Origin of the sequence: Actinomadura graeca (genome assembly GCF_019175365.1) — a bacterium.
Classification (GTDB): Bacteria; Actinomycetota; Actinomycetes; order Streptosporangiales; family Streptosporangiaceae; genus Spirillospora; species Spirillospora graeca.
The window spans coordinates 8,781,678-8,802,391 of sequence record NZ_CP059572.1 but is presented as its reverse complement, the minus strand read 5'-3'; the positions used below and the strand labels follow the sequence as shown (position 1 = coordinate 8,802,391).

Annotated in this window: 6 protein-coding genes; 4 read left to right on the top strand and 2 right to left on the bottom strand. The window is 75.9% G+C overall.

Annotated elements, in window-relative coordinates:
- The first annotated feature begins 25 nt into the window (after positions 1 to 25).
- Genes AGRA3207_RS38945 through AGRA3207_RS38930 form a run of 4 tightly spaced genes read left to right on the top strand, consistent with a single transcriptional unit; the run spans position 26 to position 4,099 of the window.
- The gene (locus AGRA3207_RS38945; protein WP_420830933.1) at positions 26 to 1,747 is read left to right on the top strand and encodes an SDR family NAD(P)-dependent oxidoreductase; all 1,722 of its coding nucleotides are present in this window, start codon (positions 26 to 28) and stop codon (positions 1,745 to 1,747) included.
- Positions 1,701 to 2,162 carry a nuclear transport factor 2 family protein gene (locus AGRA3207_RS38940; RefSeq protein WP_231332361.1) on the top strand — a complete coding sequence of 154 codons (462 nt, stop codon included), beginning with the start codon at positions 1,701 to 1,703 and terminating at the stop codon, positions 2,160 to 2,162. Before AGRA3207_RS38945 ends, AGRA3207_RS38940 begins: the two co-directional genes overlap by 47 nt.
- Positions 2,163 to 2,198: 36 nt before the next feature.
- On the top strand, positions 2,199 to 2,669 hold the full coding sequence (locus AGRA3207_RS38935) for a nuclear transport factor 2 family protein (RefSeq protein WP_231332360.1): 471 nt from the start codon (positions 2,199 to 2,201) through the stop codon (positions 2,667 to 2,669).
- Positions 2,670 to 2,671: 2 nt separating this feature from the next.
- Positions 2,672 to 4,099, top strand: coding sequence for an NAD(P)/FAD-dependent oxidoreductase (locus AGRA3207_RS38930; RefSeq protein ID WP_231332359.1), 1,428 nt, complete (start codon positions 2,672 to 2,674; stop codon positions 4,097 to 4,099).
- A gap of 120 nt (positions 4,100 to 4,219) precedes the next feature.
- On the opposite strand, the gene AGRA3207_RS40040 is transcribed toward AGRA3207_RS38930, so the two are convergent.
- A complete protein-coding gene (locus tag AGRA3207_RS40040) occupies positions 4,220 to 9,073 on the bottom strand; it encodes a type I polyketide synthase (protein WP_273699980.1) in 4,854 nt (1,617 codons plus the stop codon).
- Positions 9,074 to 9,089: 16 nt separating this feature from the next.
- Entirely contained in the window at positions 9,090 to 20,699 is an 11,610-nt protein-coding gene (locus AGRA3207_RS38910; protein WP_231332358.1) for a type I polyketide synthase, read from the bottom strand.
- Positions 20,700 to 20,714: the final 15 nt, after the last annotated feature.

The window sequence follows — 20,714 nt, the reverse complement described above, 5'->3', positions numbered from 1 at the left end:
CGTGCTTGGCCCAGGCGAGGTGCGTGTGGCGCTGCGCGCCGTCGGCGTCCGCGACCTCGACGGCGGCCCCGGGCCCGTCGGCGGTGACGGCGCGGGCGTCGTCACCGAAGTGGGACCGGACGCCGGCGGATTCGCCCCGGGCGACCGGGTCGCGGGTCCCGTCCGGGAGGTCGGGCCGGTGGTCGCCGCCGACGGACGGACCCTTGTGACGCTGCCTTCCGGCAGGTCGTTCTCGGAAGCGGCCGGTTCGGACGGCCACGCGGCGCAGGCCGGTCCGGTGCCCGTCCTGGACGTCCGCCGCCTGCCGCAGGCCCGGCATGTCGGCGCGGGACCGGCGGTGCTCACGCTGCCCGTCCCGCTCGACCCGGGCGGCACCGTCCTGATCACCGGCGGGACCGGCGCCCTCGGCGCGGAGACCGCGCGGCATTTGGCCGCCCGGCACGGTGTGCGCCGGCTCCTGCTGCTCAACAGGACCGGGCACGCCGCACCCGGCGCGGACGCGCTGGTCGAGGAGCTGAGCGGGCTCGGCGCCCACGTGACCCTGGCCGCCTGCGACATCGGCGACCGCGCCGCCCTGGCCGCGGCGCTGGCCGCCGTGCCCGCGGAGCATCCCCTCACCGCGGTCGTCCACGCCGCCGGGATCGTCGGCGACGGCACGGTGCCGTCGCTGGAGCCCGCGCAGATCGAGGCGGTGCTGCGCGTCAAGGCCGACTCGGCGTGGCACCTGCACGAGCTGACCCGGGACGCGGACCTGTCGGCGTTCGTGCTGTACTCCTCGGTCGCCGGGCTGATCGGCGGCGCCGGGCAGGGCGGCTACGCCGCCGCCAACAACTTCCTCGACGCGCTGGCCCAGTACCGGCAGGCCCTGGGGCTGCCCGGCACGTCCCTGGCATGGGGCCACTGGGACATGGAGACGGGCATGGCCGGACGGCTCACCGACGCCGACCGCGCCCGCAACGCCCGCACGGGCGTCGTCGGGCTGAGCGTCGAGCAGGGCCTCGCCCTGTTCGACGCCGCGCTCGCCGGCGGCGGCTCCGTGCTGGCGCCGGTACGGCTCGACCTCGCGCGGATGCGCCGCCAGGCCCAGGGGTACTACACGCCCGCGGTCCTGCGGCGGCTCGTAGGCGGCACGGCCTCCCAGGCAGGCGGCGCGCCCGCGCCGGACCTGGCGCGGTCGCTGAGCGGCCTGGCGCAGGAGGACCGGGAGCGCGCGGTCCTGGACCTGGTCGGATCCCACGCCATGGCGGTGCTGGGCCACGGCACCGCCAAGGGGCTGGACCCCGCGCTCAAGTTCCGCGAGCTCGGGTTCGACTCGCTCACCGCCGTCGAGCTGCGCAACCGGCTGTCGGCGGCGACCGGGCTGCGGCTGCCCGCCACCCTCGTCTTCGACCATCCCGGCCCGGCCGAGCTCGCCCGCTACCTGCTCGCCGAGCTGGACCCGCCGGAGGCCGACCCGCTGGCCTCGGCGCTGACGGAGATCGACCGGCTGGAGCAGGCGCTCCGGCTCGCCTCCGCGGACGAGGCGGCGCGGGAGACGCTCGCGCGGCGGCTGCGGGGCACCCTGCAACGCCTCGGCGGGACCGACGGGCGGAACGGGCAGGACGGCGCCGCGCCCACAGGCGTGGCCGACCGTATCGGGGCGTCCAGCGCCGAAGAGATCTTCGAGTTCATCGACCGCGATCTGGGGAGGGAGACGGGCCTTGGCGAGCCTGCTCACGACGAAACTGACCAGCGAGCGCAGCCGTAAGGACCTGGTGCTCGACCACTGCCGGCTGCTGAGCGCCGGCGACGTGGAGGGGGTGATGGCGCTGTACGCCGGCGACGTCGCCTTCGAGGACCCGGTCGGCTCGGGCCGGCGGACGGGACGGGACGCGCTGCGCGCCCACGTCGAGGAGGCCGTGGCCGCGCACGCCCGGGAGGTGCCCGGCGCGCCGGTCGCCGGCCAGGACGGCGTGCACGTGCTGACGTCGGTCACGTCCGTCATGGACTACCTGCCCCGGGGCCCGGTCTACGCCGGACGCGGCTGGCTGGAGCCCCCCGCCGACCCGGAGGGCACGCGCCTGGAGCGCTACTACGTGCTGATGCTCCGGGTCGGCCCCGACGGCCTCGTCCAGGAGCTCAAGGCGTTCTGGGGAAGGTCGGATCTGAAAGTCGTCGGCTGACCTCACCCAGGTCGGCCGACCGTCCCGGAGGTGTGCATGCCCAGTGAGGCGGCCCGCAAGGCGATGGCCTTGGAGTACGTCCGGCGGATCAACGCCGGCGACATCGACGGAGTCCTCGACCTGTTCGGGGACGACATCGTGTTCGAGGATCCGGTGGGGCGACCGCCGCTGATCGGCAAGGACGCGCTGCGCGAGCACATCGCGCTGGCGGTCGGCGCGCGGGCGCACGAGACGCCGGGCCCGCCGGTGACCTCGATGGACGACCGGCTGGTGGTCACGCAGACGCGGGTCGTCGTCCGGGTCCCCGCGGTGATGACCTTCAACATCATCGGCATCGTCGAGCTGGACGAGGACGGGCTGGGACGCCGCGTCCAGGCGTTCTGGGGGATGACGGACATGGCGGTCGGCGGGTCGGCCGGGCACAAGGACGGGCACACGGACGGGCAGGCGGACGCCGGCACCGGCGCCCCCGGCGGCGTCCCCGCCCTCGACGGGACGGGGACGTGACCGTGGGCGGACCGGCGCACGCGGTCGTGCTGGGCGCCGGGATGGCGGGGGTGCTGGCCGCCCACGCGCTGTCCCGGCACTTCGCGGCCGTCACCGTGATCGAGCGCGACGTCCTGCCCGTCTCCCCCGCGCACCGCAAGGGGGTGCCGCAGGGCCGCCACGCCCACCTGCTGTGGTCGAACGGCGCGCACCTCATCGAGGAGATGCTGCCCGGGACGGTCGAGCGGCTGCTCGGCCTGGGCGCCCGCCGCCTCGGCTTCCAGGAGGACCTGGTCACCCTGACGACCCGGGGCTGGCAGCACCGCTTCCCCGCGACCCAGTTCGCGCTGCTGTGCACCCGCCCGCTGCTGGACTGGGTCGTCCGGGACCAGATCCTGTCCGCCGGGCGCGTCACCGTGCGGGAGCGCGCGGAGGTCGCCGGGCTCGCGGCGGACGGCGGCCGGGTCACCGGCGCGGTCGTCCGCGACCTCGACGGCGGCGCGGAGTCCGTCCTGGAGGCCGACCTGGTGGTCGACGCGACGGGCCGCGGCTCGCGCCTGCGGCACTGGCTCGGTGACCTGGGCGTCCCCCCGGTCGAGGAGGACGTGGTCGACGCGGGCATCGCGTACGCCACCCGGATCTTCCAGGCACCGCCCGGGGCGTCGGCGGGGTTCCCCGCCGTCAACATCGTCTCCGACGCGGGCGTGAAGCTCCCCGGCCGGTTCGGGGTGGTGTACCCCGTCGAGGGGGGCCGCTGGATCGCGACGCTGTCGTGCACCCGCGGCGCGGACCTGCCCACACGCGAGGAGGAGTTCCTGCCCTTCGCGGAGACGCTGGCGCATCCCCTCATCGCCGACCTGCTGGGGTCGGTGGAGCCGCTGACCCCCGTCTACGGGTCGCGGTCGGGCGCCAACCGGCGCCTGTACCCCGAGCGGCTCGGCGAGTGGCCGGACGGGCTGCTCGTCGTCGGCGACTCGCTGACGGCGTTCAACCCGGTCTACGGGCACGGCATGAGCTCCGCCGCGCGGTCCGCCGCCATCCTGGACGAGCGGCTGGGCGCGGACGGGTACACCCCGGACGCGGCGCGGCGGATCCAGCGGGCCGTCGGGTCGGTGGTGGACGATCCGTGGATCCTGGCCGCGTTCAAGGACATCGACTACGTGCACTCGCGCAGCAGGACCACCGACCCGCGGCTCGTCGGCTCCGACACCGAGCACCGGCTGCGGTTCAGCGACTTCATCACCTCCAGGACGATCCGCGACCCGGAGGTGTGCGCGGTGGTGACGGACGTCATGAGCCTGTCCGCGCCGCAGTCGGAGATGGGGTCGGCGCGGTTCCTGTCCCTGCTGCACAAGGGCGAGCTGCGCCCGGAGCTGGCCGGCCCTCCGCTGCGTTCCGAGGAGATGGCCCTGGTGGACCTGGACTCCAGCCGGATCGTGGGGGCCACCTGACCCCTGCTCCGGAGGGCACCGTCACCGCGTCCGCCCGTGCGCCTGGAGCGCGCGGGCGGACGCCGGCCTTTCCGGGGCCGCGTCCCGGGTCGCCTCCCGGAACGCGGCCCCGCGCCGGTGTCAGGCTCCGGCGCCCCATTCCTGGTCGATGAGGGCGAACATCTCCTCGGCGGTGGCGACGTCGAGGTCGTCCGCTCCGTCCGGCTCCGGGGCCTCCGCGCCTGCGGCGTCCGCGTGCTTCCACAGCAGGGTCCGCAGGCGGTTCGCCAGGTCGGCGCGCCGGGCGTCCCCCGCAGGGAGCGCCTCCAGGGCGGACTCCAGGCGGTCCAGGTGCCCGAACGCGGGGTGCGCGGACGCCGCGGTGTCGGGGAGGACCCCCGCCAGCAGGTGCGCGGCCAGGTCCTTCGGCGTCGGGTGGTCGAAGACCAGCGTGGCGGGCAGCCGCAGCCCGGTGGCGGCACGCAGCCGGTTCCTCAGCTCGACCGCCACGATCGAGTCGAACCCGAGGTCCTTGAAGGCGCGGTGGGCCTCCACCTGCTCCGGTTCCGCGTGCCGCAGCGCGGCGGCCACGTGGGAGCGCACCAGCGTCAGCATCGCGGCCGCCCGGTCCGTCCCGGCGAGGGGGGCCAGCTCGTCGCGCAGGGCGGCGAGGGCCTCGGCGGAGCCGCCGCCGCCGTCGTCGCGTCCGGCGTCGGCGAACCGCGCCGCCGCGGGTAGGTCGTCGAGGAGCCTGCTGCGGCGCGCGAGGGTGAACAGCGCCGCGAACCGCTCCCAGGCGACGTCGGCGATCACGAGGTCCGGGCCGTCCCCGCCGCCGAGCGCGCGGCCCAGCGCCGCGAAGGCCAGGCGCGGTTCCAGGGGGTCGATGCCGAGCCGCCGGGAGCGGTCGGCGTGCGGGCGCGCGAGGTCGCCCGGCGCGCCGCCGCCGTCCCGGACGTCCCACGGTCCCCACGCCACCGAGAGCGCGCGGCGTCCGGCCGCCCGGGTCCGGCGGGCCAGCGCGTCCAGGGACGCTCCGGCGACCGCGTGGAGCCCGTGGTCGTTCGCCCCCCAGGCGGCCGCCACGGAGGAGAACAGCACGATCTCCTCGGCCTCCTGAGCGACGGGGCCGGGGCCGGCGTCCGCCGCCGCCGCCAGCTGCGCGGGGGTGAGGTCCGCCAGCGGCAGCGGGTCGCCGGGGGCCGGGGCATGGACCAGGGTGCCGGCGCGCGTGCCCGGCGCGTCGCCCGCGTCCCCGGCCGGGTCCGCTCGGCGGCCGTCCCGGACGACGGTCACGTCCGTGCCGTTCCCGGCCAGCTCCTCCACCAGGGCCGCGGCCCCGGGGGCGTCCGGGCCCCTCGGGTTGAGGAGGATGACGTGCCGTGAGCCGCGCTCCGCGAGCCACCGCGCGACATGCGGGGCCGGGCCGTCCATGCCGCCGGTCACGACGACGGGATCCCGCGGCGCCCACTCCTGCTCGGTGGTGTCCCCGGGCGGGGCGGGCAGCAGGCGCCGTCCCAGCAGGACGCCGCGCCGCAGCGCCACCTGGTCCTCGCCGTCCGGCCCGGTGAGGACCGCGCGCAGGTGGCCCGGGTCGGCCTCCTCAGGGTCGCCCGGCAGGTCCAGCAGGCCGCCCCAGAGGGAGGGGTGTTCCAGCGCCGCCACCCGGCCGAGTGCCCAGACCTGCGCTTGGACGGCGGACTCCGGCGGTTCGGAGTCGTTCACCGCGACCCCTCCGCGGGTCGCACACCACAGCCTCGCCTCCGAGCCGGTGTCCGCCAGCGCCTGCACGAGCGTGAGCGTGCCGCACAACCCGGCGCCCAGCCCGGGAAGGCTCTCGTGCGGGCGCTCGTCGAGGGCCAGCAGCGACAGGACGCCCGCGACCGGCTCGTCTCCGTCGATCCAGGGGCGCAGGAGCGCGGCGAGCCCGCCCCGGTCGAGTTGCGGGTCGATCTCGACCTCGCGGACCCGGCCGCCTCCCCCCTCCAGGGCACGGGTGAGGTGCCCGGCCCAGTCGTCCCCGGCCCAGTGGTCCTGGTCCTGTGCGGAGCGGACCAGGAGCCAGAAGCCGGGCGGGCCCGCGGCGGGCGCGTCGACGCGGCGCCATCCGATCCGGTGGCGCCAGGCGTCCGCGGCCGACCGCTCCGCCTGCTCGCGCCTCCACCCGGACAGGACGGGGAGCACCGCGGCCAGCGATGACCGGTGGCCGTCGTCGTCCAGGCGCAGCGTCTCGGACAGCGCGTCCAGGTCACCGCTCTCGACCGCCGCCCAGAACCGGCCGCCGTCCTCGTCCCGCACTCCGGCCGCGGGTTCGAGTCCCGCGACGTCCGGGAGCCAGTAGCGCCGGCGTTGGAAGGCGTAGGTGGGCAGGTCCACCGCGCGGGCGGCGGGGAACCAGCCCGTCCAGTCGACGTCGACGCCGTGGGCGTGCAGGCGGCCCAGGGCCCGCGCGAGGGCCTCGGCGTCGTCCTGGCGGCGGTCAAGCGCTGCGACCGCCACGGGCTCGTGTCCGTCGAGGATCCGCTCGACAGCCGAGGTCAGCACCGGGTCGGGGCCCAGCTCGACGAACAGCGCCGCCTCGCCGGCGAGGCGGGCGATGGACGGGCCGAACAGCACCGGCCGCCGGACGTGCCGCACCCAGTAGTCCGCGGTGGCGATGTCGTCCCCCGCGGGCAGCCCGGTGATGTTGCTGATCAGCGGGATGCGCGGCGGGCGGAACGCCACCTTCTCCAGCGCGGCGGCGAAGCCGGGGAGCATCGGCTCCATCAGCGCCGAATGGAACGCGTGGCTGACCGGCAGCTCCTTCACCTTGCGGCCGCGCCGCGCCCACGACGCCCCCACCTCGGCCACGAGCGCGGACGGTCCCGACACGACCGTGCTGTCGGGGGTGTTCACCGCGGCGACGCCGACGCCTTCGGGCAGGCCGTCCTCCACCTCGGCGGGGTCGGCCTCGACGGCCCACATCCCCCCGCCGCCGGACAGCCGTCCCATGAGGCGGGCGCGGGCCGCGACCAGGTGGCACGCGCCCTCCAGGTCGAGCACCCCGGCGACGTGCGCGGCGGCCACCTCGCCGATGGAGTGCCCCACGACGGCGTCCGGGCGCAGCCCCGCCGATTCCAGCAGCCGCGCCAGCGCGACCTGCACGGCGAACAACCCCATTTGGGCGAAGGTGGTGTGCTCCAGCTCCTCGGCCGGGCCGGAGAAGACCACCTCCTTCAGACGCGGGTCCAGGCGGCCGCACACGTCGTCGAAGGCGGCCGCGAACACCGGGAACCGCTCGTACAGGCCGGCTCCCATCCCGGCCCGCTGGCTGCCCTGGCCGCTGAACAGCCAGACGCTCTTGCCCGGCGTGAGGTGCCCGGTCGCCGACACCGTCTCCAGCTCCGCCAGGAGCCGTTCACGGTCCGCGCCGACGACCACGGCCCGGTGCTCGAACGAGGAGCGCGTCGCGACCAGCGACCATCCGACGTCCGCGGGCGCCAGGCCGGGGTCGCCGGCCACGTGCCGCGCCAGCGTCCGCGCCTGCTCCCGCAGCGCCTCCGGGCCGCGGGCCGACACCACCCACGGCACCACGCCGGGGTCACCCGCGGCGGTCGTGTCCTCCCCGTCCTCGGGCGCCTGCTCAAGGACGAGATGCGCGTTCGTCCCGGAGATGCCGAACGACGACACCCCGGCCCGGCGGGCACGGCCGGTCTCCGGCCATGGCACGGGCGCGGTCAGCGGGCGCACTCCGCCCGCGTCCCAGTCCACGTGCGGGGTCGGCTCGTCGACGTGCAGGGTGGCGGGCAGGACGCCGTGCCGGATCGCCATCACCATCTTGATCAGGCCCGCGACGCCGGCGGCGGCCTGGGTGTGCCCGATGTTGGACTTCACCGATCCGAGCCACAGCGGCCGGTCCGCGGCGCGGCCGGGCCCGTAGGCCGCCTGGAGCGCGCCCGCCTCGATCGGGTCGCCGAGCGTCGTCCCCGTGCCGTGCGCCTCCACCGCGTCCACGTCGGACGGCGACAGCCGCGCGTTGGCCAGCGCCTGCCCGATGACCCGTTCCTGCGCGACGTCGCTGGGGGCCGTGAGGCCGTTGCTGGCGCCGTCCTGGTTGACGGCCGAGCCGCGGATCACCGCCAGCACCCGGTGCCCGTTGCGGCGCGCGTCCGACAGCCGCTCCAGGAGGACCATGCCGACGCCCTCGGAGAAGCCGGTGCCGTCCGCCGACGCCGCGAACGATTTGCAGCGTCCGTCGGGGGCCAGCCCGCGCTGCCGTGAGAACTCCACGAACGCCGTCGGGGAGGCCAGGACGGTCACGCCGCCCGCCAGCGCGAGTGAGCATTCACCCTGCCGCAGCGCCTGGGACGCCAGGTGCACGGCGACCAGCGACGCCGAGCACGCGGTGTCCACGGTGACCGCCGGCCCCTCCAGGCCGAGGGTGTAGGCGATGCGGCCCGACAGGACGCTGTTGAGGCCGCCCGTCGTCACATAGCCCTCGATGTCCGGCGGGACGCGCACCCCGGAGAAGTAGTCCTGGGTGGCGATCCCGGCGTACACGCCGGTGGGTGTGCCCCTCAGCGACGCCGGGTCGATCCGCGCGCGTTCGAGCGCCTCCCAGGCCGTCTCCAGCAGCAGCCTCTGCTGCGGGTCGATGGCCGGCGCCTCGCGTGGGCTGATCGAGAAGAAGCCGGCGTCGAACCGGTCGGCGTCGTCCAGGAACCCGCCGTGGCGGACGTAGCTGGTGCCGGGGTGGTCGGGGTCGGGGTGGTAGAGGCCGTCGAGGTCCCATCCCCGGTCCGCCGGGAACTCCCCGATGGCGTCCGTGCCCGACGACACCAGGTCCCACAGCTGCTCGGGCGAGCGCACGCCCCCTGGGAACCGGCAGGCCATCCCGACGACGGCGACCGGCTCCCGGAGCCCCTCCTCCATGTCGCGCAGCCGCTGCCGGGTCTGCCCCAGGTCGAGCGTGACGCGCTTGAGGTACTGGCGGAGCTTGTCCTCGGTGGCCGACATCGGTCCCACACCCCCATCACGAAGTTCCCAGTTCCCGGTCGATGAGCTCGAACATCTCGTCGTCGGAGGCGGCGTCGAGGGCCGCTCCGTCGACGGCGGCCGTACCGCCCCCGCCGTTCCCGGCGTCCTCGCCGTTCAGCCGCCACAGCAGGGCCTCCAGCCGCTTGGTCAGCCGGACGCGGGTCTCGCCGTCCGGGCCGTACCGGGCGATCACCGTCTCCAGCCGGTCCAGCTCGCCGAGGACGGGCGCCGAGGGGTCCTGCCCGGCGGGCGCGAGACGCTCGCGCAGATGGCCGGCGATGGCGGCCGGTGACGGGTGCCGGAACACCAGCGCGGCGGGGAGCCGCAGCCCGGTGGCGGCCGCGAGCCGGTTGCGCAGTTCCACGCCGGTGAGCGAGTCGAAGCCGAGGTCCTTGAACGGGGTGTCCACCTGGACCGCGGCGGGGTCGGCGTGGCCCAGCACGGAGGCCGCGTGGTCGCGCACCAGCCCCAGCAGGACGTCGAGCTGGTCTCCGGGCGCCAGGCCCGCCAGCCGCCCGGCCCAGTCGACGGGCCGGTGCCCGCCGGCGGCGGCCGGGCGTCCCCTCGTCCCGGACGCGGCGAGCCCGCGCAGCACGGGAGGCAGGGCCTCCGCGGGCCGTCCGGCCATGCCAACGGCGTCGAGCTCCACGGCCACCAGGTACGGCGCGCCGTGGCCGCAGGCGGCGTCGAGCAGTTCCAGGCCGCGTCGGCTGCTGAGCGGCTCGAACCCTCCACGGCTCATCCGGGCCCGGTCGGTGTCCGACAGTCCCGCCATCATGCCGCTCGCGGACTCCCAGGGACCCCAGCCGACCGACAGACCCGCGAGCCCGGCGGCGCGGCGCCGCGCCGCCAGCGCGTCGCAGTAGGCGTTGGCGGCGGCGTAGTTGGCCTGGCCCGGGCTGCCGAGCACCGCCGCGGCCGAGGAATAGACGACGAACATGCCGAGGCGCAGGCGGGCCGTCGCCGCGTGCAGGTTCGCCATCGCCGCGGCCTTCGCCGCCCAGACCCGTTCGAGCCGCTCGGGGGTCTGGGCGCCGATGGTCGCGTCGTCGACCACACCCGCGGCGTGGACGACGCCGGTGAGCGGGTGCGCCGGGTCGATGCCGGCGATCAGCGCGTCCACCGCGGCGGGGTCGGCGACGTCCGCGGCGGCGATGGAGACCGCGGCGCCCAGCGCCTCCAGCCGTCCGGCGAGCTCGGCGGCGCCGGGGGCGTCGGCCCCCCGCCTGCTGACCAGGACCAGGTGCCGGACGCCCCATTCGCGGGCCAGGTGCTCGGCCGTGAGCGCGCCGAGACCCCCGGTGCCGCCGGTGATCAGGACGGTCCCGTCGGGATCGAGCCGCGCGGGGACGTCCAGGACGAGCTTGCCGGTGTGGCGGGCCTGGCTCATGTACCGCAGGGCGTCCCGCGCCCTCTCCAGCGGCCACGTCCGGACGGGCGGGGGCCGCAGCACTCCGCCCGCGAACAGCTCTCCCAGGATGCCGAGCATCTCGCCGATGCGGTCGGGCCCGGCGTCGGAGATCAGGTCGAAGACCCGGTACTCCACCCCCGGATGCGCGGCGGCGACCTCCTCGGGGTCGTGGATGTCGGTTTTGCCCATCTCCAGGAACCGTCCGCCGTCGCGGAGGAGCCGCAGGGAGGCGTCGGTGAACGGCCCGGCGAGCGCGTTGAGGACGACGTCCACGCCTTCACCGCCGGTCGCCGACCGGATCACCTCCTCGAAGTCCAGATCCCGGGAGGAGGCCCGGTGGCCCGCGTCCACGCCCATCTCCTCCAGCACCCCGTGCTTGCCGGGACTGGCGGTGCCGTAGACGTGCGCCCCCACATGCCGGGCGATCTGCACCGCCGCCATGCCGACACCGCCGGTCGCCGCGTGCACCAGCACCGACTCCCCCGCCCGCAGCCGGGCGAGGTCCACCAGCCCGTACCAGGCCGTCAGGAACGCGACCGGCACCGCCGCGGCCTCCTGGAACCCCCATCCGTCCGGGATCGCCGCGACCATGCGGGCGTCGGCCACCGCCACGGCCCCGAACGCACCCGGGAACAGGCCCATCACCCGGTCGCCGACCGACAGTCCGGAGACCTCCGGTCCCACTTCCGTGACGACCCCGGCGCCCTCGCCGCCGAGCCCGCCCGGCGCGGTCACCATGCCGAGGGCGACGAGCGCGTCGCGGAAGTTGATCCCGGCGGCGCGCACCTCGACGCGCACCTGACCCGGGCCGAGCGGCTCCAGCGCCTCGGGGAACGCCTCGGCGGTCACGCCCTCCAGCGTCCCCGATCGGCCCGCCACCAGCCGCCACGCATGCCGTCCCGCCGGGCCCACCAGTTCGGCGGCGGCGCCCGCGGGCACCAGACGCGGCACGAGCAGCCGGTCATCGCGCACGGCCACCTGCGGCTCGTCGAGGCGCAGCGCCCGCCACACGGCGGCGGCCACGTCCGACCCGCCGTCGGCGTCGGCGAGCACGAACCTGCCGGGGTGCTCGGACTGGACGCTCCGGACCAGCCCCCACACCGCCGCCGCGTTCTCGTCGGTCCCGCCCGCGACCGCGCCCTTCGTGACGACCGCCAGGACGATGCCGGACGTCCGCGGCTCGTCCAGCCACTCCCGCACGAGCGCCAGCGCCTCGTCCGCGGCGGCGACGTCCGCGAGGACGACCGGAGGCACGTCGGCGCCGGACTCCAGCGCCGACACGAACGCCGCGAGGCCGGGATACGGATCACGGCCGAGCCTCGGCCAGCCGCCGGTCCGCGGTTCCCCGGCCGCCTCCGCGTCGGAGACCGCGGTCCAGTCGAGGGTGTAGAGGCCACGCGTGCCTTGCGCGGCGGCGGCGCGCAGCTCTGCGCCGTCGGCCGCACGCATCCCGACGTGCTCCACGGTGAGGACGGGGGCACCGGCGGTGTCGGCCACGTGCAGACGCAGGCTCTGCTCGTCCACCGAGGACGCGGGCGTCAGCCGGACCCGCACGGTGCGGGCGCCGGCCGCCCATAGCGACACCCCGCTCCAGACGAACGGCAGCCACGTCCGCCCGTCGGCCTCCCCCGCCAGCAGCGCGGGGTGCATGGCCGCGTCCAGCAGGGCCGGATGGACGCCGAACCCGTCCTGGTCACCCACGGTCCCGGGCAGCTCCACCTCGGCGAGGAGGTCCCCGCCGAGCCGCCACGCCGCGCGGAGCCCGCGGAAGGAGGGACCGTACTCGTAACCGGCCTCCGCCGCCCGCTCGTAGAAGCCGTCCAGCTCCATGGGCTCGGCCCCGGCCGGAGGCCACTGGCCCGCAAGGGTGTCCACCGGCTCGGCGGGTTCGGCCTGCGGTGGTAGGAGCACGCCCTCCGCATGCCGGACCCAGCCGTCCGAAACCTCACCATCGGGACGGGAGTACACCTGGACATCGCGTCTCCCGTCCTCCCCGGCGGCGCCCGCGACCACTTGGATCCGCAACGCGCCGGTGCTCGGCAGGACCAGCGGGCTTTGGAGGGCCAGCTCCTCCACTCCGGCGGCGCCGGTGTCGTCCGCGACCCGCAACGCCCATCCCAGCAACGCCGTCCCAGGTACGAGGACGGTCCCCTGGACCTGGTGGTCCGCCAGCCAGCCGCCGTCGGCCGACAACCGGCCGGTCAGCACATGGACGTCGCCGTCTGCCAGCTCCATTGAGGTCAGGCCCGCGTCGCGCGCGGTCTGCCGGGAGGTGAGCCAGTAGCGTTCGCGTTGGAAGGCGTAGGTGGGCAGGTCGATGGTGCGCGGGCGTGGCTTGTCGGGGAACCAGCCCGTCCAGTCCACATCGATCCCGTGGACATGCAGCGCGCCCAGCGCCGCCCCCAACGCCCTGGTATCGGGACGGTCGCAGTGCAGGGCCGCCACCGAGGGGACCCGGCGCTCGTCCAGGATCTGCTGCGCCGCAGTAGCCAGCACCGGATCAGGACCCAGTTCGATGAACACCCCCGCCCGCTCACCCAGCGACACGATCGCGGGCAGGAACCGCACCGGCTCACGCACCTGCCGCACCCAGTACTGCGCCGCCGCGATCTCCTCACCCACCAGCTCACCGGTCAGCGTGCTCACCAGCGGCACCACCGGCACACCAAAACCCAAACCCCCGATCGCCTCACCAAAACCGGCCAGCATCGGCTCCATCAACACCGAATGAAACCCATGACTCACCGGCAAACCCTTGGTCTTACGCCCCCGCTCCGCCCAGACCGCCTGCACCCGCGCCACCAGGTCCGCCGGGCCCGACACCACCGCGCTCCCCGGCGTGTTCACCGCCGCAACGCCAACGCCCTCCGGCAGCTCACCGGCCAGCTCCCCGGGGTCGGCCTGGATCGCCGCCATCGCCCCACCCGCAGGCAAACCCCCCATCAACCGCGCACGAGCCGACACCAGACGACACGCATCCCCCAGATCCAGCACCCCCGCCACATGCGCAGCAGCCACCTCACCCACCGAATGACCCACCACCACATCCGGCCGCACACCCATCGACCCCAGCAGCCGCGCCAACGCCACCTGCACCGCGAACAACCCCATCTGCGCGAAGGTGGTGTGCTCCAACTCCTCTGCCGGACCGGAGAACACCACCTCCTTCAACTCCGGATCCAGCAGGCCGCACACCTCATCGAAGGTTTCGGCGAACACCGGGAAACGCTCGTACAGGCCCGCGCCCATCCCGACCCGTTGAGCGCCCTGGCCACTGAACAACCACACGCACTCACCTTGCGGCCGGGTCGCCACCACACCGGTCTGCAGACCGGCCAGCAGCTCTTCACGTGATTCGCCGACCGCCACCGACCGCCATTCGAACGACGACCGCGACGACACCAGCGACCAGCCCACCTCCACCGGATCACCGGCCACACCACCCAGCCGCGCCACCTGCTCACGCAACGCGGCCTCACTACGCGCCGACACCACCCACGGCACCACACCACCGCCAGGACGCTCCGTCTCCCCGGCGGTGTGCTCGTCTTCGGGCCCTTGCTCGATGATGAGGTGGGCGTTGGTGCCCGAGGCTCCGAACGACGACACCCCCGCACGGCGGGACCGGCCGGTCTCCGGCCACGGCACCGGCTCGGTGAGCAGCCGCACGGCACCCGCATCCCAGTCCACGTGCGGAGTCGGCTCATCGATATGCAACGACGCGGGCAGCGTGCCGTGCCGCATCGCCATCACCATCTTGATCACACCCGCCACACCCGCAGCAGCCTGCGTATGCCCGATGTTGGACTTCACCGACCCCAGCCACAGCGGACGATCCTCAGCACGCCCCCGCCCATAGGCCGCCAGCAACGCCTGCGCCTCGATCGGATCACCCAGCCTCGTCCCGGTCCCGTGCGCCTCCACCGCGTCGACGTCGGACGCCGACAAACCCGCACCCGCCAGGGCCTGGCCGATCACCCGCTGCTGCGACGGGCCATTGGGAGCCGTCAGCCCGTTCGACGCACCATCCTGATTCACCGCCGAACCCCGCACCACCGCCAGCACCCGATGACCACGACGACGCGCATCCGACAGCCGTTCGAGTGCCAGCAGGCCGACGCCCTCACCCCATCCGGTGCCGTCGGCCGATGCCGCGAACGACTTGCAGCGGCCGTCCGGGGCGAGGCCCTGCTGGCGTGAGAAGCCGGTGAACAGCCCGGGGGTGGCCATGACCGTCACGCCTCCGGCCAGGGCGAGGTCGCACTCACCCTGGCGCAGCGCCTGCGACGCCAGATGCACCGCCACCAGCGACGACGAACACGCCGTGTCCACCGTCACCGCCGGACCCTCCAACCCCAGGGTGTAGGCGACGCGGCCCGGGACGACGCTGCCCGCGCCCGGCATGACGTAGCCCTCCATCCGAGCGTCGTCCTCGGCGGCACCGGCGGCGTAGTCGTGGTACATGACGCCCGTGTAGACGCCGGTGCGGGTTCCCTTGAGCGAGAGCGGGTCGATGCCCGCGCGCTCCAGGACCTCCCATGCCGTCTCCAGTACGAGCCGTTGCTGGGGGTCGGCGGCGAGCGCCTCGCGGGGGCTCACGCCGAAGAACGCCGAGTCGAACTCCCCCGCGTCGTAGAGGAAGGCGCCCGCGCGCGTGTGGCTCGTCCCTGGGCGGCTGCGGTCAGGGTGGAACAGGCCCTCGAAGTCCCAGCCGCGGTCGGACGGGAAGTCGCCGACCGCGTCCCGTCCCGAGGCCACCAGGTCCCACAGGTCCTCGGGACCGCGGACACCGCCCGGATACCGGCAGGCCATGCCGACGATCGCGACCGGCTCGTCCGCCCGCACGGCGGAGGCCGCGGCGGGGGCGAGGTCCACCGCCGTGCTCTCCCCGGTCACCCGGGCGGCCACGTACTCCGCCAGGGCCCGGGGTGTCGGGTAGTCGAAGACGAGTGTCGTCGGCAGGCGCAGGCCGGTCGCGGACGTCAGCCGGTTGCGCACCTCGACGGCCGTCAGGGAGTCGACGCCGAGGTCCTTGAAGCTGGCGTCCATGCCGACGTCGCCCGGTGACCGGAACCCCAGCACGGCCGCGACGCGCTCCCGCACGGTCTCCGCCACCAGCGCGGAGCGCGCGGGTGCGTCGAGGCCGGCCAGCCGGGCGGCGAGCGCCGTCGCGTCCGCGCCGGTGGCGGCGCGGCGGCGGGTGCGGCCGGCCGGGCCCCGCAGGATCGCGGGGACGTCGGCGCTGGGCAGCCCGGCGAGGTCGAGGTCGGCGGCCACCACGCAGGGCGCGCCGAGCCGCCAGGCGGCGTCGAGCAGGGACAGGCCCCGGTCGGCCGACAGCGGGCGCATGCCGCGGACGCGGGCGAGGTCGGCACCGGACACGTGGCCCGTCATGGCGCTGGCGTCGGCCCAGAGCCCCCACGCCACGGACGTCCCGGGGAGCCCGAGGCCGCGCCGGTGGGCCACCAGCGCGTCGCAGAACGCGTTGGCGGCGGCGTATCCGGCCTGACCGGCGTTGCCGACGACCCCGGCGGCCGAGGAGAACACGAGGAAGAACTTCAGCGGCAGGTCGCGGGTCAGGACGTGCAGGTTCCACGCGCCGAGGGCCTTCGGCGCCCACACGTGCCGCAGCCGTTCCGCGGTCTGGGACGTGAGGACCGCGTCGTCGATCACGCCGCCCGCGTGGACGACGCCCGCGAGGGGCCGGTCGGCCGGGATCCGCGCCAGCGCCTCCGCCAGCGCGGCCTCGTCGGCGACGTCGACGGCGGCCACGTCGGCGTGGGCGCCGAGGCCGGCCAGCCGCCCGCGAAGGTCGCCGGCCCCCGGGGCCTGCTCGCCCCGGCGGGACAGCAGCAGCAGGCGCCGCGCCCCATATGCCCGGACCAGGTGCTCGGCGACGAGGCCGCCGAGCATGCCGGTGCCGCCGACGACGGCGACGGTGTCGTCCTCGTCCAGCGGCGGCGGCGCGGCGTCCCCGGCGTCGGAGGGGCGCGTGAGCCGCGGGACGAGTGTCCGGCCGCCGCGCACCGCCACGTGGGGTTCGTCGGCGGCGACCGCGATCCGCGCAGCGCCGACCGCCTCCTCCGCCTCCGACCTGTCCGGTCTCTCCGGCCCGTCCGGGGTCGCCGCCGGGTCGCCGTCGGTGGTCGCGGCGCCGAGGTCCACCAGGACGAATCGGCCGGGGTGCTCGGCCTGCGCGCTGCGGACCAGGCCGCCCACCGCCGCCCCGGCGGCCCCGCCCCGGGTGACGACGGCGAGCAGCGAGTCGGCGAGGCGAGTGTCGGCCAGGAAGCCGCGTACCAGGTCGAGTGCCTGTTCCGTGGCGGCGAGCGCCTCCTCGGCGGTGCCGGTGTCGTCCGCCCGGACGGGGTCGGCCAGGACGATCGCGGGGGCCGGGGCGTCGGCGGGCAGGGCGTCCAGGCCGTCCGGCCCGAGGACCGCCCAGTCCTCGCCGTCGGGGACGGGCCCCTGCGGGAGGGGCGTCCAGTCCAGGGTGAGCAGCCCGCTCGCATCCCGGGTGGCGAGGGCGCCGAGCCGCGCGGCGTCGGCCGGGCGCATCCGCAGCGTGTCCACGCCGAGGACGGGCTCGCCCGCCGGGTCGGTGATCAGGATCCGCAGGCCCTCGCCGTCGCGGGTCAGCCGGACCCGGACGGCCGTCGCCCCGACCGCGTGGAGCGCGACACCGTTCCACGCGAACGGCAGCCACACCTCGTCGTCACCGGGCCCGCCTCCAAGCCCGCCGTCCAGGATCGCGGGATGGAGCGCCGCATCGAGGAGCGCCGGGTGGAGGCCGTACCCGTCGGCTTCACCGGCGGCCTTGGGAAGCCCGACTTCGGCGAACAGGTCCGTCCCGCGTCTCCACGCCGCGCGCAGGCCCTGGAACGCGGGGCCGTACTCGTAGCCTTCCGACGCGGCGCGTTCGTAGAATCCCGCGACGTCGACCGGTTCGGCGCCCGCCGGAGGCCACTGCCCTCTCAAGTCCTCTTCGGGGGTCTCGGGCTCGGGTGCGAGCACGCCGGTGGCGTGGCACTCCCAGGTGCGCACGGAATCGTCGTCGGGGCGCGAGTAGATCTGGACGTCGCGCCGCCCGTCGTCGGCGGCCGCGCCGACCGCGACCTGGACGCGCACAGCCCCGTTCTCCGGCAGGACGAGCGGCGCGCGGAGCGTGAGCTCCTCGACCGTGGCGCATCCGGATCCGTCGGCGGCCCGCAGCGCCCAGTCGACCAGGACCGAACCCGCGACGACGGGCGTCCCCGCGATGGCGTGGTCGCCGAGCCAGGAGCCGGACGGGCCGGGGAGGCGGCCGGTGAGCAGGCGGCCGTCGCCGTCGGCGGTCTCCAGCGCGGCCCCCAGCAGGGGGTGGTCCGCCGGGCTGAGGCCGAGTCCCGCGACGTCGCCGGTCCCGGGTCCGGCGGACAGCCAGTACCTCTCCCGCTGGAAGGGGTAGGTCGGCAGGTCGAGCGGACGCGGCGCTAGGTCCGCGGGGAACCAGGCCGTCCAGTCCACCGCGGCGCCCGCCGCGAACGCCTCGCCTAGAGAGCGGGCGAGCCGCTCGGGGCCGCCCTGGTCGCGGCGCAGCGTCGGCAGCACGGCCGCCGCGCTCCCGGCCTCGTCCGCGCATTCCTGGACGCCGACGGTCAGGACGGGGTGCGGGCTCGCCTCGATGAACAGCCGGTAGCCGTCGTCCAGGAGGGCTTTCACCGCCGCGGCGAACCGCACCGGCCGCCGCAGGTTCGTCACCCAGTACTCCCCGTCCAGGGCCGCGGTGTCGGCGCGGGCGCCGGTGAGCGAGGAGTAGAACGCGACCTCGGCGGAGGCGGGGCCGACGCCGGTCGCCCCGCCGAGAGCGGCGGTGAGCCCGTCGGCGATCTCGTCGATCTGCGGGCCGTGCGAGGCGTAGTCCACGTCGATCGTGCGGGTGCGCGCCCCCCGCTCTCCCGCGGCGGCCAGCACCGCCGCGACGCGGTCGGGCGGGCCGGAGACCACGGTCGAGGACGGGCCGTTGACCGCGGCGACCACCACGCCGTCCGCGGCGCCGCCGAGCCCGGAGATGATCTCGGACGTGTCGTCCTCGCCCAGCGCGAGGGAGGCCATGGCGCCCCGTCCGGACAGGCCGCGCAGCGCGCGTGCGCGCACCGCCACGATCCTGGCGCCGTCGGCGAGGGACAGGGCCCCGGCGACGCACGCGGCGGCGATCTCGCCCTGGCTGTGGCCGACGACCGCGGCGGGCCGCACGCCGTGGGCGTCCCACACCGCCGCGAGCGACACCATCATCGCCCACAGCGCCGGCTGCACCACGTCCACGCGGCGCAGGCCGGCCGCGTCGTCGTCGCCGCGCAGCACCCCGGTCAGCGACCAGTCCACGTGCGGCGCGAGCGCCTCCTCGCATTCGGCGATGCGCGCCGCGAACGCCGGGGACGCCTCCAGCAGCGCGGCGCCCATCCCGGCCCACTGCGAGCCCTGCCCGGGGAAGACCAGGACGGGGCCGGGGCCCGTCCCGGTGGCCTCTCCGGTGACGACATCGGGGTGGGCGGCGCCGTCGGCGACGGCGTCCAGCCCGGCGAGGAGGGCGGCGCGGTCGTGGCCGAGGACGACGGCCCTGTGCTCGAACACGGACCGGGTCGCGGCGAGGGCCCGGCCCACGGCCGCGGGCGGCCGCCCGTCCTCCGCGGCGGCGAACGCACCCAGCCGGCGTGCCTGCTCCCGCAGGGCCGCCGGATTCCGCGCCGACACCACCCACGGCACCGGCGCCCCGGCCGGGACCGGGCCGGGCACCGGGGCCTCCGACGTGGTCTCCGCCGGCTGCTCCGGGGCCTCTTCCAGGATCAGGTGCGCGTTGGTGCCGGAGATCCCGAACGAGGACACCCCGGCCCGGCGCGGGCGGCCCGCGCGCGGCCACCCGGTGGTCTCGGCGGGCAGCCGTATCGCGCCGGACGACCAGTCCACGTGGGGGGTGGGCTCGCCGAGGTGCAGCGTCGCGGGGAACCGCCCGTGCCGCATCGCCATGATCGTCTTGATGACGCCGGCGACGCCCGCGGCGCCCTGGGTGTGCCCGATGTTCGACTTGACCGACCCCAGCAGCAGCGGACGGTCCGCCGGGCGGTCCCGCCCGTAGGTCGCCAGCAGCGCCCCGGCCTCGATGGGGTCGCCGAGCGTGGTCCCGGTGCCGTGGGCCTCGACCGCGTCCACGGCGGACGCCGGAAGCCGCGCGGCGGCCAGCGCCTGCCGGATCACCCGCTCCTGCGACGGGCCGTTCGGGGCCGTCATCCCGTTGCTGGCCCCGTCCTGGTTGACCGCGGAGCTCCGGATGACGCCCAGGACGCGGTGGCCGAGCCTCTGGGCGTCCGAGAGGCGCTCCAGCAGGACCAGGCCGGCGCCCTCTCCCCAGCTGGTGCCGTCGGCGGCGGCGGAGAAGGGCTTGCAGCGCCCGTCGAGCGCGAGCCCGCGCTGGCGCGAGAACGCGGTGAACGCCTCGGGCGTGACCATCACAGTCACGCCGCCGGCCAGCGCGAGGGTGCAGTCGCCGTCCCGCAGCGCCTGGCAGGCGAGGTGCATCGCCACCAGGGAGGACGAGCAGGCCGTCTCCACCGTCACCGCCGGGCCCTCCAGGCCCAGCGTGTAGGACACCCGGCCGGACAGGACGCTGGGGGCGTTGCCCGCGTACCCGTCGGTCGCCCGCCCGGACGGGTCGCTGTGCGTCGAGCTGCCGGTGGTGGCCGTGCCGATGTACACGCCGGTGGGCGTGCCGCGCAGCGCGTCGGGGACGATCCCGGCGCGTTCGAGCAGCTCCCACGCGACCTCCAGGAGCATCCGCTGCTGGGGGTTGGACGCGAGCGCCTCGCGCGGGCTGATCCCGAAGAAGCCGGCGTCGAACCGGTCGGCGCCGTCCACGAACCCGCCCTCGCGGACGTAGCTGGTGCCGGGGTGGTCCGGGTCGGGGTGGAAGAGCCGCTCCAGCTCCCAGCCGCGGTCGGCGGGGAAGCCGCCGATGGCGTCGCGGCCCGAGGCGACGAGGTCCCACAGCTCCTCGGGGGAGCCGACCCCGCCGGGAAGGCGGCAGGCCATGCCGACGACGGCCACGGGCTCGGCCCGCCGGTCCTCCAGCTCGCGCAGCCGCAGCCGGGTGTCGTGCAAGTCCGACGCGACCCGCTTCAGGTAATCGACCAGCTTCTCTTCGCTCGCCATCGTGGTCATCCATCCTTCGGCGGA